This is a genomic window from Stenotrophomonas sp. A3_2, assembly GCF_036624925.1.
In the GTDB taxonomy this organism is placed as follows: Bacteria; Pseudomonadota; Gammaproteobacteria; order Xanthomonadales; family Xanthomonadaceae; genus Stenotrophomonas; species Stenotrophomonas hibiscicola.
Genome location: NZ_JAZKVY010000194.1, coordinates 35079 through 48981 on the forward strand (window position 1 = coordinate 35079; position 13903 = coordinate 48981).

General features: G+C 68.2%; 11 protein-coding genes. All 11 read left to right on the top strand.

Translation table 11 applies throughout. The features are described 5' to 3' along the window. Positions 1–7: 7 nt before the first annotated feature. The 11 genes from R5H29_RS05780 to R5H29_RS05830 all read left to right on the top strand — a co-directional run bounded on the left by R5H29_RS05780 (position 8) and on the right by R5H29_RS05830 (position 13900). Positions 8–514 (top strand): pilus assembly protein PilP, encoded by a 507-nt coding sequence (locus R5H29_RS05780; protein WP_010484064.1) that lies wholly within the window; start codon positions 8–10, stop codon positions 512–514. A gap of 21 nt (positions 515–535) precedes the next feature. Further along, a complete protein-coding gene (locus tag R5H29_RS05785; RefSeq protein WP_019659995.1) occupies positions 536–2509 on the top strand; it encodes a type IV pilus secretin PilQ in 1974 nt (657 codons plus the stop codon). Positions 2510–2682: 173 nt separating this feature from the next. Further along, entirely contained in the window at positions 2683–3708 is a 1026-nt protein-coding gene (locus tag R5H29_RS05790; RefSeq protein WP_021203694.1) for a MoxR family ATPase, read from the top strand. 8 nt (positions 3709–3716) lie between these two features. Further along, positions 3717–4646 carry a DUF58 domain-containing protein gene (locus tag R5H29_RS05795; RefSeq protein WP_111103978.1) on the top strand — a complete coding sequence of 310 codons (930 nt, stop codon included), beginning with the start codon at positions 3717–3719 and terminating at the stop codon, positions 4644–4646. Then, positions 4643–5092 carry a DUF4381 family protein gene (locus R5H29_RS05800; RefSeq protein WP_010484068.1) on the top strand — a complete coding sequence of 150 codons (450 nt, stop codon included), beginning with the start codon at positions 4643–4645 and terminating at the stop codon, positions 5090–5092. The genes R5H29_RS05795 and R5H29_RS05800 overlap by 4 nt, the downstream gene beginning before the upstream one ends. Further along, the gene (locus tag R5H29_RS05805) at positions 5089–6093 is read left to right on the top strand and encodes a VWA domain-containing protein (protein WP_332328907.1); all 1005 of its coding nucleotides are present in this window, start codon (positions 5089–5091) and stop codon (positions 6091–6093) included. Before R5H29_RS05800 ends, R5H29_RS05805 begins: the two co-directional genes overlap by 4 nt. Further along, a complete protein-coding gene (locus R5H29_RS05810; protein WP_332328908.1) occupies positions 6090–7928 on the top strand; it encodes a VWA domain-containing protein in 1839 nt (612 codons plus the stop codon). The genes R5H29_RS05805 and R5H29_RS05810 overlap by 4 nt, the downstream gene beginning before the upstream one ends. Then, positions 7925–9640, top strand: coding sequence for a BatD family protein (locus R5H29_RS05815; RefSeq protein WP_332328909.1), 1716 nt, complete (start codon positions 7925–7927; stop codon positions 9638–9640). The genes R5H29_RS05810 and R5H29_RS05815 overlap by 4 nt, the downstream gene beginning before the upstream one ends. Positions 9641–9697: 57 nt before the next feature. Beyond that, entirely contained in the window at positions 9698–11017 is a 1320-nt protein-coding gene (locus R5H29_RS05820; protein ID WP_180877610.1) for a dicarboxylate/amino acid:cation symporter, read from the top strand. Positions 11018–11352: 335 nt separating this feature from the next. Beyond that, positions 11353–13350 (top strand): transketolase, encoded by a 1998-nt coding sequence (gene tkt, locus R5H29_RS05825; protein WP_332328910.1) that lies wholly within the window; start codon positions 11353–11355, stop codon positions 13348–13350. A 271-nt stretch (positions 13351–13621) separates the two neighbouring features. Then, positions 13622–13900, top strand: coding sequence for a type II toxin-antitoxin system RelE/ParE family toxin (locus R5H29_RS05830; protein ID WP_010484073.1), 279 nt, complete (start codon positions 13622–13624; stop codon positions 13898–13900). Positions 13901–13903: the final 3 nt, after the last annotated feature.

A 13903-nucleotide genomic window follows, 5' to 3' on the forward strand; every position in this document is an offset into this window, starting at 1 on the left:
TTGTGGGATGGCAGCCGTCGTGCTGATGCTGGCCGCGTGCGGCCGCGATGTGACCAGCACGCCGGGTGATGCGCCCAACCTTGAAAAGTGGGTGGAAGGCGAGCGTGCCCGACCGGCGCAGCCGCTGGAGCCGCTGCCGGTGATGCAGCAGTTCGAAACCTTCGAATACTCCGCACAGGGTCTGCGCGACCCGTTCACCGATGCCTGGACCAATCCGCAGCAGGGGAATGGCGGATTGCGTCCGGATCCGAACCGGCGCAAGGAGCCGCTGGAAGGCTTCCCGCTGGATGCACTGGACATGGTCGGTACCATCGGCACCGGCGCCGCTACCGTGGCGCTGGTGATGGGGCCGGACAAGGTGACCTACCGGGTACGCCCGGGTGGGTACCTTGGGCAGAGCGACGGGCGGGTCACGGCGGTCTTCGAGGACCACGTGGAGCTGATCGAACTGGTGCCGGATGGCGCGGGCGGCTGGCTGGAACGGCCGGCAACGCTCTCGCTTGAAGATCAATGATCGTTTACTGGGGATAGCACGATGACCTTTCACCAAGCCAAGGGGCTGCGTCCCATCCGGCGCTCTACCTTGAACCGTGTCAGCGCGTTGGGAGTCGCGCTGATGCTGGCCTGCGCTCCGGCGCTGGCCGCCGCACCAGCCGAGAAGCCGGTGGGCGCCACCGTGGCTCCGGCGGCAGCGCCGGCCGGCCTGTCGGTGGCCAAGATCGATTTCAAGCGCGGCGATGATGGCGCCGGGCGCCTGATCGTCCAGTTCGACGGCCAGGGCGCGGTCCCGGACCTGCGTACGCAGGGCAACAGCGTGGTGGTCGATGTCGGTAACGCCCGGCTGCCGGCCAACCTGCAGAAGCCGATGAACGTCACCGACTTCGCCACGCCGGTGCAGCGCATCGACGCCAAGCCGTCCGGTGCCGGTACCCAGCTGGTGCTCAGTACCGGTGGCGCGGTGGAGTCGCTGGCCTACCAGAGCGGCAACGAGTACGTGGTGGAGATCAGCCCGCGGCAGGCGCCCGCCGCGGTGGGCGCGGTCACCGCCGGCAGCGTCACCCAGGCCGCCAAGGCGGTGGGGCAGCGTGGCTTCACCGGCAAGCCGGTGACCTTCAACTTCCAGGACGTGCCGGTGCGCACCGTGCTGCAGTTGATCGCCGAGGAATCCAATCTCAACGTGGTGGCGTCCGATTCGGTACAGGGCAATGTGACCCTGCGCCTGGTCAACGTGCCGTGGGACCAGGCGCTGGACATCGTGCTGCGCGCCAAGGGCCTGGACAAGCGTCGCGATGGCAGCGTCATCTGGGTCGCTCCGCAGGCTGAGCTGGCCAAGTTCGAGCAGGAGAAGGAAGACGCGCGCATCGCCATCGAGAACCGCGAAGACCTGGTCACCGATTACGTCCAGATCAACTACCACAGCGCCACGCAGATCTTCAAAGCGCTGACCGAGGCCAAGGGCATCGGCGGCGGCAGTGGCGGCGGCAATGGCGGTGGTGGCGGTTCGTCGCAGGAAGACAGTGGTTTCCTGTCCTCGCGCGGCCGTATCGTGGCCGACGAGCGCACCAACACGCTGATGATCAGCGACATTCCGAAGAAGATCGCGCGCATGCGTGAGCTGATCGGTGTGATCGACCGTCCGGTTGACCAGGTGCTGATCGAAAGCCGCATTGTCATCGCTACCGATACCTTCGCCCGCGAGCTGGGTGCGAAGTTCGGCATCAGCGGCAGCCGCGACAACGTGTACTTCAGCGGCAGCCTGGATGCCAATGCCGAAACCCGCAAGTCGCAGGTCGATACGGCGCAGGCCAACGCCAAGGCGATTCGCGAGTGGCAGGCCGGCGGCAGCGTCGGCCCGGCGCCTATTCCCAGCGGCCCGACCATCAAGCGCGGCCTGAACTGGAACCTGCCGGTGGCCGCAGCCAACAACCCTGGCTCGCTGGCGCTGTCGATCCTCAACGCAGGCTACCTGCTGGACGTGGAGCTGTCGGCCATGCAGGAAGAGTCGCGAGGTGAGGTGATCTCCAACCCGCGCGTGGTCACCACCAACCAGCGCGAGGCCATGATCAAGCAAGGCAAGGAAATCGGCTACGTCACCATCAGCGGCACCGGTGCTGCCGGTGGCGCCGGCTCCACCCCGAACGTGCAGTTCAAGGAAGTGGTGCTGGAACTGCGGGTGACCCCGACCATCACCAACGACAACCGCGTGTTCCTCAACATGCAGGTGAAGAAGGATGAAGTCGACCGCCTGATCGAACTGCAGGGCTACGGCACGGTGCCGTCGATCAACCGCCGCGAGGTCAACACCGCGGTGCTGGTCGAGGATGGGCAGACCGTGGTCATCGGTGGCGTGTACGAGTTCACCGACCGCAGCAGCATCAGCAAGGTGCCGTTCCTGGGCGACGTGCCGTTCCTGGGCAACCTGTTCAAGAAGCGCGGCCGCAACAAGGACAAGGCCGAGCTGCTGGTGTTCGTGACGCCGAAGGTGCTGCGCGTGGCCAAGCAGAACTGAGCCCGCGCCACCCGCGAAACGAAGAAGGGCCGCCATGCGCGGCCCTTCTGCGTTTCCACCCGTAGATCCACGCCATGCGTGGATGCGCCGTTCAGCCGTTCTTGATGCCAATCGCAAGGCACCCTGCGATGATGTCGGGAACCCGTGCCGTCCCGCGCCGGTCAAAGGCCCCCATGAACCTGCCACCGCCGATGCCCGAAACCGTCTCGCCGCCGCCCGCGCCGGCCGCCTCCCGCCTGCATGGCGCCTTCACCCAGCTGCGCGATGCCCTGTCGGCCGAGATCGTCGGCCAGGCGGCACTGGTCGAACGCCTGCTGATCGCGCTGCTGGCCGATGGCCACCTGTTGGTGGAAGGCGCTCCGGGCCTGGCCAAGACCACGGCGATCCGTGCGCTGGCCTCGCGCCTGGAGGCGGATTTCGCCCGCGTGCAGTTCACCCCGGACCTGTTGCCGGCCGACCTGACCGGCACCGAGATCTGGCGCCCGCAGGAGGGCCGCTTCGAATTCGTACCCGGCCCGATCTTCCACCCGATCCTGCTGGCCGATGAAATCAACCGCGCGCCGGCCAAGGTGCAGTCGGCGCTGCTGGAAGCGATGGGTGAGCGCCAGGTTACCGTTGGCCGCCACACCTACGCGCTGCCGCCGCTGTTCCTGGTGATGGCCACGCAGAACCCGATCGAGCAGGAAGGCACCTTCCCGCTGCCCGAAGCACAGCTGGACCGGTTCCTGATGCATGTACGCATCGGCTACCCGGACCAGGCCGCCGAATCGGAGATCCTTCGGCTGGCCCGCGACCGCGCCCGTGGCGCGCTGGGCGAAGCCGCACCGGCGGCGGAAAAGCTGCCGATGCAGGATGTGTTCGATGCCCGCCGCGAAGTGCTGGACCTGCACATGGCGCCGGCGCTGGAACGCTACCTGATCGAGCTGGTGCTGGCCTCGCGTGATCCGTCGCGCTATGACGCTGGCCTGGGCCGCCGCATTGCCTGGGGCGCCAGCCCGCGCGGTTCCATCGCGCTGGAACGCTGCGCACGTGCGCGCGCCTGGTTGGCCGGCCGCGACTTCGTCACGCCCGATGACGTGCGAGCGGTTGCCGCCGACGTGCTGCGCCATCGCGTACTGCCCAGCTACGAAGCCACCGCCGAAGGCTGGGACGGCGAACGCCTGGTGCAGGAACTGTTGGCCCGCGTGCCGGCACCCTGAGCCTGCGCATGGCCGATCCATCCCTGCACCACGCCTCTTCCGTCAGCGACGGTGACGGGCTGCGCCCGCAGCTGGCCGAACTGGTAGCGCTGCGCCGCCTTGCACAGCGACCGCCGCCGCCACGCCGTGGCCGCGCCGGCAACGCGGGGCAGGCGCCGTCGCCGCTGCGTGGGCGTGGCATGGAGTATGCCGAGTCACGCGAGTACGTGGCCGGTGATGATGCGCGCCATATCGACTGGCGGGTGACCGCACGCACCGGTCGTGCCCACACCAAACTGTTCCAGGCCGAACGCGAGCGGGTCAGCCTGATCGTGGCCGATACCTCGCCGGCCCTGTACTTCGGCACCCGCGTGCGCTTCAAATCGGTGCAGGCCGCACGTGCCGGTGCTGTCGCCGCGTGGTCGGCACAGCGTCGTGGTGATCGCATCGGCGCCCTGCGTGGCAGCGACCGTGAACCACCGATCGCACCGGCAGGTGGCCCGCGCGGCGTGCTGCGCGTGCTGGATGCGCTCACCCGGTGGTATGCGCAGCCACCGGCCGATGACCTTGGCCTGGAGCGCGCGCTGGACCATGCCGGTCGCGTCCTGCGCCCGGGTGCACGCGTGCTGGTGCTGGCCGACCCGCAGCAGGCCATCCGTATTCCGCCTGCGCGCTGGAGTGCGCTGGCCCAGCACCATGACCTCAGCCTGGTGCTGCTGGTCGATCCATTGGAACTGCAGCCTCCATCGGCTGCGCTGCAGTTCCAGACCCTGCAGCAGCGCATCGGCCTGGACCTGCGGCGCAGCGAGGTGCAGGCTCATTGGCAGGCCCACTTCGTCGAACCGCTGCAGGAGCTGCGGCGCCAGCTGGGAGCGCGCCGCGTCGATGTACAGGTGCTGTCCACCGATGCGCCCAGCGATGCCTGGCTGGCACCATCGCCCACCGAGGCGCCGGCATGAGCGCGAACCTGCCGCTGCGCGATGTGCAGCTGCCGCCGGCCCCATCGTGGTGGCCACCGGCACCGGGCTATCTGATGATCGGCGGCGTGGTGCTGCTGTTGCTGGTGGCGATGGCCTTCCTGTGGTGGCAGCGCCGCCGACGCCGCCAACGCTGGTTGCAGCTGTTTGATCAGGAGCTGGCAACCACCGCCGATGCGGCTGCCGAACTGGCGGCGATCGCAGGACTGCTGCGTCGCGCCGCGCGCCAGGCACAGCCCGGCAGTGAATCCCTGCGCGATGATGCCTGGTGGCAGCGCGTGGATCCGGAAGGCACGCTGCCCGCGGCGCGTCGCAGCCTGCTGGCCGAAGGTGCCTATCGCCCACGCGTGGACGCCAACGATGTGGCGGCGCTGCGCAGCTGGGCGCGCGAGCGCTATCTGGCCATGCTGCTGGAGCGGCGCCGATGAACCTGCTGGCAAGTTACTGGCCATGGCCGGACCTGCAGCTGGCATGGCCGCTGGCCCTGCTGGCGCTGCCGTTGCCGTTGCTGATGCACTGGTGGAAGCGTCGTGCCGATCCCGGCGCAGCACTGCGTGTGCCCTATGCGGCGACGGAACTGGAAGCGCTGGCCGGTGGCGGCCGCGTCGATGTGTCGTGGCTGCGTACGCTGCTGTTGTGGCTGGGCTGGTGCGCGCTGTGCGTCGCACTGGCTCGCCCGCAACAGCTGGGCGAAGCAATCACGCCGCCGCAGGAGGGCCGGCAGATGATGCTGGCGATGGACGTGTCCGGCAGCATGGGCGAGGGCGACATGGTGCTGGGTGGACAGGCGGTGGATCGCCTGACCGCAGCCAAGGCCGTGTTGGCCGACTTCCTCGATCGTCGTGCCGGTGACCGCATCGGCCTGCTGATCTTCGGCGACCGCGCTTACACGCTTACGCCGCTGACGGCCGATCTGGCCAGCGTGCGCGACCAGCTGCGCGACAGCGTGGTTGGCCTGGCGGGTCGCGAGACGGCCATCGGTGATGCCATCGGCCTGGCGGTGAAGCGCCTGCGCAGCCAACCCGAAGGCCAGCGCGTATTGATCCTGCTGACCGACGGCGTCAGCAACGCCGGCGTGCTGGAACCGCTACGCGCGGCGGAGGTGGCCCGCGCCGAGGGCGTGCGCATCCACACCGTCGCATTTGGTGGCGATGGCAGCATGCGCCTGTTCGGTATTCCCATTTCCGCCGATCAGGACCCGGTCGACGAGGCCACGTTGAAGAAGATTGCCAGCATGACCGGTGGCCAGTTCTTCCGCGCGCGTGACACCGCGCAGCTGGCCGGGATCTACGCTGAACTGGACCGGCTGGAGCCGATCGCCGCGAAGGGGCCGAGCCTGCGCCCGCGCGAAGAACGTTATGCCTGGCCATTGGGGGTGGCGTTGCTGCTGGGCGTGCTGGCGTGGCTGTGGCCGGAGCGTCGCCGATGATCGCGCTTGCTTCGAATCTTCCCGATTGGAATGCGCTGCACTTCCTGCGCCCGGAATGGCTGTGGGCCTTGCTGGCTTTGCCGGTCATTCTTGCACTGGCGCTGTACCGGCAGCGGCGCAGCGATGTGTGGCGAACAGCGGTGGATGCCCACCTGTTGCCGCATCTGCTGGCCGCGGGCACGCGCCGCCGCGTACGCCTGCCCGGGGCCGTCCTGCTGGGCTGGACGCTGGCCTCGCTGGCCATGGCCGGGCCAAGCTGGCGCCAGCAGGCACAGCCGATGTTCCAGGCCAGCGCACCGCTGCTGGTCGTGCTGGATCTGTCCAGCCGGATCAATGCCACCGACCTGCCGCCGTCGCGCCTGCTGCAGGCGCGGGCGAAAGTGGGTGAGCTGCTGCGTGCCCGCCAGGGCGGACAGGTGGGCCTGGTGGTCTACGCCGAGGACGCCTACACCGTGGCGCCGCTGACCGACGACGGCAGCAATGTGGCGCTGTATCTGGACGCGTTGTCGCCGGATGTGATGCCACGTGACGGCCAGCGTGCCGACCGCGGCATCGACTGGGCAACGCGGTTGATGCGCCAGATCGGGGCGCTGCGGGGGCAGATCCTGCTGGTCAGCGATCACGCCGATGATGAAGCGGCACTGGCCGCAGCGCAGGCGCGCAGCCTGGGCCTGCAGGTGTCGGTACTGGGCCTGGGCACCCCCGCCGGGGCGGCGTACCGGGATGGCAGTGGGCAGATCCGCCAGGCTGCGCTGGATGAAGGCAGCCTGCGTGCCGTGGCCACCGCGGGCGGTGGCCGCTATGCCCGCATCGCCGCCGATGCCAGTGATCTGCGCGCACTGGGCGTACTGGATGCACGCGAAGGCACTGCAGCGCAGCGGCCGGGCGAGGGCAAGCAATGGCGTGATGAAGGGTTCTGGCTGCTGCCACCGGTGATGCTGCTGGCGTTGCTGGCCTTCCGCCGCCGCGCGCTGCTGGCGGCAGTGCTGGCGGTGGGCCTGCTGCCATGGATGAGCGACGTGCAGGCGCAGGCGCCTGCCGCGCCCGCCGCACCGCCAGCGCAGGGCACGCTGTGGAAGCGCGCCGACCAGGTGCAGCACCAGCGCTTGGCCGAAGGTGCGCAGGCGTACCGCAATGGCGATTTCGCCGGTGCCCGCAAGCAGTTCGAGGGCATCGACAGCGATGCGGGCTGGTACAACCTGGCCAATGCACTGGCCCGCCAGGGCCACTACGACGAAGCCATTGCCGCCTACGACCGCGCGCTGGCGCTGCATCCCGGCATGGCCGATGCGGTCGCCAACCGTGCCGTGGTCGATGCCGCGCGCAAGCGCAAGCAGTCCGGTGGCAAAGGCCAGGATCAGCAGAAACCACCGCAGAACGGGCAGCAGAAGCCACCGCAGAACGGCCAGGGGCAGCAGAATCCGCAGGGCCAGAAGCCGCAGCAGGGCCAGCAGGATCCTGGCCAGGGCCAGCCGCAGTCGGGCCAGCAGGGGCAGCCCAAGCCCGGTGACGACAAGAACCCGTCGAGCCCGCAGCCCGGCGAGCGCGGCCGCGATGGACAGCCGGCGCCACCACAGGTGGAGGATGCCAAGGCACAGGCCCGGGCCGATGAGCAGCAGCGCCAGCGCATGCAGCGGGCAATGCAGCAGGCACGTGAGGGCAAGGGCGAACAGGACGGCAAGCCCGTGCCCGGCAGCGACGGCAGCACTGCGCGCCAGCGCGAGGAGCAACAGGCGGTGGAGGCGTGGATGCGACGCGTGCCGGATGATCCGGGGGCATTGCTGCGGGCCAAGTTCCAGCTGGAAAACGAACGCAGGAAGAGGGAAGGGCGATGACGCGGGCGATCAACATGCACAGGCACTGGCCCCGACAGGTACTGGCGGCGTTGCTGCTGTGGCTGCCGCTGCTGGCCTGGGCGCAGCCGCGCGCGTGGCTGGACCGCGACCGCATCGCGTTGGGTGACACGGTCATGCTCAATGTCGAGAGCGACCAGGGCGCGCCGGACTTCACGCCGTTGCGTACCGACTTCGATCTCAGCGGGCAGACCAGCAGCCGCCAGGTGGAGTGGCGCAATGGCAGCATGCAGCAGCGCACTCTGTATGGCGTGGCACTCACGCCGCGGCGTAGCGGCGCGCTGGTGGTGCCGGGCCTGCAGGTGGGCAGCGTACGTACCGCGCCGCTGACCCTTCAAGTGGATGCCGCTGCCGTGGCCGGCCCCGACAGCAACGCGGTGGCCTTCATCGAAACCGTTGTCGATGACGAGACGCCGTATGTGCAGCAGAGCGTGGGCGTGGTGGTGCGGCTGTATTTCGCTTCGCAGCTGGCCTCCGGCGAACTGGTGCTGGATACCCCGGCCGGTGCGTCGTTGCAGCGGGTGGGCGATGACCGCACCGATGTGCGGCAGGTCAATGGCCGCCGCTACAACGTGGTCGAGCGGCGCTTCCTGCTGATTCCTGAGCGCAGCGGTGCACTTCGGCTGGCCGGTGCGCGTTTCAGTGGGCGCAGTGCCGGTGGCTTCTTCGACGACTTCTTTGGCGGCGGCGACGGGCGGATGAATGCCACCGGCGCCGACCGCACGTTGCAGGTACAGGCACAGCCGGCGCAGGCGCCGCAGCCGTGGCTGCCGCTGCAGGGCCTGCAGCTGCGCTACACCAGTGCACCGACCAGCGCACGTACCGGTGAGGCGGCCAACGTGGTGGTCGAGGCGATTGCCGACGGTGCCACCCGCGCGCAGTTCACCGACCTGCCGGTGCCCGACGTCGGCAGCGCCGCGCAGGTGTTCGCCGAACCGGCGCAGTACGAAGAGAGCTTCAACGGCAGCACGCCGCGCCTGAAGATCACCCGCCGCTATTCGATCGTGCCGCGCCAGCCGGGTTCGCTGGTGGTGCCGGGGCCGCACCTGCCGTGGTGGGATGTTCGTGCGGGCAAGCCACAGGAAGCGAAGCTGCCGGACCTGACACTCGCCGTCGCAGCCGGTAATGGCGGTGGCAGTGCTTCACCTGCGCCGCTGCCGCCGATCGACACCGATGCTGCGCTGCCGGGGGGCGATGGCCAGGACAGCCGTATCGCGGCCACCGATCCGCGCGCCAGCGGCCTGGCCGAGCGTCCGTGGCCATGGATGGGCGCCGCTATCGGCCTGGCGCTGCTGTGGCTGCTGACCTTGCTGTGGGGCTGGCAGCGTGGCCGTCGCCCGCGCGTGGCGCCGCCTGAGGCGGGCAGGGGGGCTGTGCCCGCTGTGACGACGGGACGTGCCGGCCTGGCCGAACTGCGCCGCGCGCTGGATGGTGAAGGCTTCGATCAGGTAGAAGCTCAGCTATGCGCGATGGCCGGCGTTGAACGCATCGAGCAGGTCATCGCCCGGTTGGATGACCCGGCCCAGCGCCAGGTGCTGCAGGACCTGCAACAGGCCCGCTGGGGCGGGCAGGGTGATCTGGCGCCGCTGCGCACGCGCCTGCGCGGGGTCTTCCGTGACGGACCGCACTGGTCGGCGGCGGCGATCACCGCTGACACTGGCCTGGCGCCGCTGTATCCGCCGCGGCGAACCTGAACCGGCGCCGCTTGCGCGCTTTGTTAGAGTGCATTCATTTTTCGAGGAAACCCGCGCATGACAGCAGCTGCTGCCGACAAGAAGAAGTTGCCCCTGCATTGGAAGATGGGCATCGGCTTTGCGATCGGCCTGGTCCTGGGACTGATCGTGCACGCCCTGGGTGGCAGCGTCGATGGTCTGCAGGCCGGTGCCAAGTGGGTAATGGACTACATCACCACCCCGGCGTCGGGCCTGTTCCTCAACCTGATCTTCATGCTGATCGTGCCGCTGATCTTCTCGGCGCTGATCATGGGCGTGTCGGAGATGGGCGACATCCGCGCCCTTGGCCGCATCGGCTGGAAGACCCTCGCCTACACCGTGCTGCTGTCCGGCATCGCCGTGGGCATCGGCCTGGTGCTGGTCAACCTGCTCAAGCCGGGCGCCGGCGTCGATCCGCAGGTGGCCGCGATGATGTTGTCGGAGAACGCAGAGCGCAGCAAGGAAATCGTTGCCGGCATCCATGGCACGCCGAAGGGCATGGACATGCTGTTGTCGATCGTGCCGAGCAACGTGCTGCAGGCCGCGTCCGACAACGGCGCGATCCTGTCGCTGATGTTCTTCGCGCTGATGTTCGGCATCGGCATGGTGTTGACCGACGACGAGAAGGTCGCCCCGCTGCGCCGCGCCATCGAAGGCGTGTTTGAAATCTCGATGACCCTGATCAACCTGGTCATCCGCCTGGCGCCGTACGCGGTGGCCTGCTTCATGTTCAACCTGGCCGCGCTGTTCGGCTTCGAACTGATCATCCGCCTGGGCGCCTACGTGGGCGTGGTGGTGCTGGCGCTGGGCCTGCACATGATCGTGACCTACGGCACCGCCGTGTGGCTGTCCGGCCGCTCGCCGCTGTCGTTCTTCCGCGATACCCAGGAAGCGACGGTGATGGCGTTCTCCACCGCCTCCAGCAACGCCACCCTGCCGACCGCGCTGCGCGTGGCCGACCAGATGGGCCTGCCGCAGCGCGTGTCGCGCTTCGTGCTGACCGTGGGCGCCACCGCCAACCAGAACGGCACTGCGCTGTTCGAGGGCGTGACGGTGATCTTCCTGGCCCAGTTCTTCGGCGTGGACCTGAGCATCGGCCAGCAGATCATGGTGATGGCGGTCTGCATCCTCGGTGGCATCGGCACGGCCGGCGTGCCCTCGGGCTCGCTGCCGGTGGTGGCGATGATCTGTGCGATGGTGGGCGTGAACCCGCTGGGCATCGGCCTGATCCTGGGCGTGAACCACTTCCTGGACATGTGCCGTACCGCGCTGAACGTGACTGGCGACCTGGCCCTGACCACGCTGGTGGCCAAGGGCGAAGGCCACGATGGCCCGGCGCTGGGCCCGCAGCAGGACTGAGTCCGGATTCCCGCCCCCGGACTCCGGGGGCGGGTAGTGCCGGCCGCTGGCCGGGTACGCGTCATCGCATGCGCGCTGCCGCTCCCACGTTTCGCGATGCGAATCGTGGGCCCCCTTACCGGCCTCCACACCCCCGCGCCTAGGGCGCAGCCCCCGGACTCCGGGGGCGGTAGTGCCGGTCGCTGGCCGGCAACTTCATGATCTTCATTGAATTCTGCGCAGTTGGCGGCCAGCGGCCGGCACTGCCGGGCACGGTGAACCGACCCCCCGCCCGGCGACTATGGGACAATAGGCCGCCCGCACGTCCGCGGCCGCCTCCCGATTCCGACAGAACCATGACGCAGCCTACCCGTCGCCAGTTGGCCAACGCCATCCGCTTCCTTGCCGCCGATGCGGTTGAAACCGCAAAGTCCGGCCACCCCGGCATGCCCATGGGCATGGCCGACATCGCCGAAGTCCTCTGGAACGACTACCTCCGCCATAACCCGAGCAACCCGCACTGGTTCAACCGCGACCGTTTCGTGCTGTCCAACGGCCATGGTTCGATGCTGCAGTACGCGCTGCTGCACCTGAGCGGTTACGACCTGCCGATCGAGCAGCTCAAGCTGTTCCGCCAGCTGGGCAGCCACACCGCCGGCCACCCGGAGCGCCATGAGACCCCGGGCGTGGAAACCACCACCGGCCCGCTGGGTCAGGGTTTTGCCAACGCCGTGGGCTTCGCCCTGGCCGAGAAGCTGCTGGCTCAGCGCTTCAACCGCCCGGAGCTGGAAGTGGTCGACCACCGCACCTGGGTGTTCATGGGCGATGGCTGCCTGATGGAAGGCGTGTCGCATGAAGCGGCGTCGCTGGCCGGTACGTGGGGCCTGCACAAGCTGGTCTGCTTCTGGGACAACAACCACATCTCCATCGACGGCAACGTCGAGGGCTGGTTCACCGACAACACCCCGGAGCGTTTCGAAGCCTATGGCTGGAACGTGGTCCGTGACGTCGATGGCCACGACCCGGAAAGCATCAAGGCCGGCATCGAGGCCGCGCTGTCGCAGAGCGACAAGCCGACCCTGATCTGCTGCCGCACCACCATTGGTTTTGGTTCGCCGAACAAGGCGGGCAAGGAATCCAGCCACGGCGCACCGCTGGGCAAGGACGAACTGGAAGCCACCCGCAAGCAGCTGGGCTGGGAGTACGGTCCGTTCGAGATCCCGCAGGCGATCTACGACGGCTGGCGCGCCAATGGCGCCGGCACCCTGCGCCAGGCCGAGTGGGAACAGCTGTTCGACAAGTACGCCAGCCAGTACCCGGGCGAGGCCGCCGAACTGACCCGTCGTTCGCACGGCGAACTGCCGGCCGACTTCGTTGCCAAGGCCGATGCCTACATCGCCCAGGTGGCGGCTGAAGGCCCGACGATCGCCTCGCGCAAGGCCTCGCAGCTGGCCATTGAAGCCTATGCCCCGCTGCTGCCGGAAATCGTCGGCGGCTCGGCCGACCTGGCGCACTCCAACCTGACCCTGTGGAAGGGCAGCAAGTCCGTTGCCAGCGACGACGCCAACGCCAACTACGTGTACTACGGCGTGCGCGAGTTCGGCATGACCGCCATTGCCAATGGCCTGGCCCTGCACGGTGGCTTCATTCCGTTCGACGCCACCTTCCTGGTGTTCAGCGACTACGCCCGCAACGGCGTGCGCATGAGCGCGCTGATCCCGGCCCACGCCATCCACGTCTATACCCACGACTCGATCGGCCTGGGCGAAGACGGCCCGACCCACCAGCCGGTGGAGCACCTGGCTTCGCTGCGCTACATCCCGAACAACGACGTGTGGCGTCCGTGCGATGCGGTCGAGTCGGCGGTGAGCTGGAAGGCCGCGATCACCCGCCAGGACGGCCCGAGCTGCCTGGTGTTCAGCCGCCAGAACCTGCCGCACCAGCCGCGCAACGCCGAGCAGATCGCCCAGATCGAGCGCGGTGGCTACGTGCTGGCCGATGCGGCCGGTACCCCGGATGTGATCCTGATCGCCACCGGTTCGGAAGTCTCGCTGGCCACCGAAGCCAAGGCCCAGCTGGACGCGGCCGGCCTCAAGACCCGCGTGGTCTCGATGCCGTCCACGGACGTGTTCCTGCGCCAGGATGCGGCCTACCGTGAATCGGTGCTGCCGAATGCCGTGCGCAAGCGCGTGGCCGTGGAAGCCGGCGTCACCGGTTTCTGGCGCCAGTTCGTCGGCCTGGACGGTGCTGTGGTCGGTATCGACACCTTCGGTGCCTCGGCGCCGGCCGATCAGCTGTACAAGCACTTCGGCATCACCACCGCCCACGTGGTGGAAGCGGCCAAGGCCCTGTAAGCAGCATCGCAGCGTGATGAAGGAAAGGCCGGCGCAAGCCGGCCTTTCTCGTTTTCCTGGGTAGATCCACGCCATGCGTGGACGAGAAAAGGGGACGGCGTGTTCCGCCCGACGGCGCCGCTGTCGCGTTGGCCTCTTCATCTGGCCTGCGTTCCTTGCGAAAAGGAGAGTCTGCCGAGACAACCTCAATAGTAAAAATGGTCAACAAGCGCGGCGCAGAAACCTATACTGGATTTGCGGAGTGTAAGGTGTGGCCTTACACTGGTGCTGCATGATCGTCAGCTTCAGGCATAAGGGCCTGAAGGCGCTCTATGAGCGGGGCGACATTTCCGGAGTCCGTGCCGATCATGTGGCTCGGTTGCGGCGTTTGCTTCTGCAGTTGGATCAAGCCCGGCTGCCTGGAGACATGGGGCTGCCCGGAAATCGCCTGCATCCCCTGCACGGAAGCTATAGCGGCTACTGGGCTGTGAATGTCTCGGCGAGTTGGCGATTGGTGTTCCGCTTTCGTGGGCTCGACGTCGAACTGGTCGATTACCTTGATTACCACTAGGAG

What these genes read in the sequence shown, in the direction of transcription:
- R5H29_RS05805 (WP_332328907.1), top strand. Translation starts at nt 5,089, where the DNA reads ATGAACCTGCTGGCAAGTTACTGGCCATGGCCGGACCTGCAGCTGGCA.
- R5H29_RS05820 (WP_180877610.1), top strand. Translation starts at nt 9,698, where the DNA reads ATGACAGCAGCTGCTGCCGACAAGAAGAAGTTGCCCCTGCATTGGAAG.
- R5H29_RS05800 (WP_010484068.1), top strand. Translation starts at nt 4,643, where the DNA reads ATGAGCGCGAACCTGCCGCTGCGCGATGTGCAGCTGCCGCCGGCCCCA.
- tkt (WP_332328910.1), top strand. Translation starts at nt 11,353, where the DNA reads ATGACGCAGCCTACCCGTCGCCAGTTGGCCAACGCCATCCGCTTCCTT.
- R5H29_RS05785 (WP_019659995.1), top strand. Translation starts at nt 536, where the DNA reads ATGACCTTTCACCAAGCCAAGGGGCTGCGTCCCATCCGGCGCTCTACC.
- R5H29_RS05810 (WP_332328908.1), top strand. Translation starts at nt 6,090, where the DNA reads ATGATCGCGCTTGCTTCGAATCTTCCCGATTGGAATGCGCTGCACTTC.
- R5H29_RS05815 (WP_332328909.1), top strand. Translation starts at nt 7,925, where the DNA reads ATGACGCGGGCGATCAACATGCACAGGCACTGGCCCCGACAGGTACTG.
- R5H29_RS05790 (WP_021203694.1), top strand. Translation starts at nt 2,683, where the DNA reads ATGAACCTGCCACCGCCGATGCCCGAAACCGTCTCGCCGCCGCCCGCG.
- R5H29_RS05830 (WP_010484073.1), top strand. Translation starts at nt 13,622, where the DNA reads ATGATCGTCAGCTTCAGGCATAAGGGCCTGAAGGCGCTCTATGAGCGG.
- R5H29_RS05780 (WP_010484064.1), top strand. Translation starts at nt 8, where the DNA reads ATGGCAGCCGTCGTGCTGATGCTGGCCGCGTGCGGCCGCGATGTGACC.
- R5H29_RS05795 (WP_111103978.1), top strand. Translation starts at nt 3,717, where the DNA reads ATGGCCGATCCATCCCTGCACCACGCCTCTTCCGTCAGCGACGGTGAC.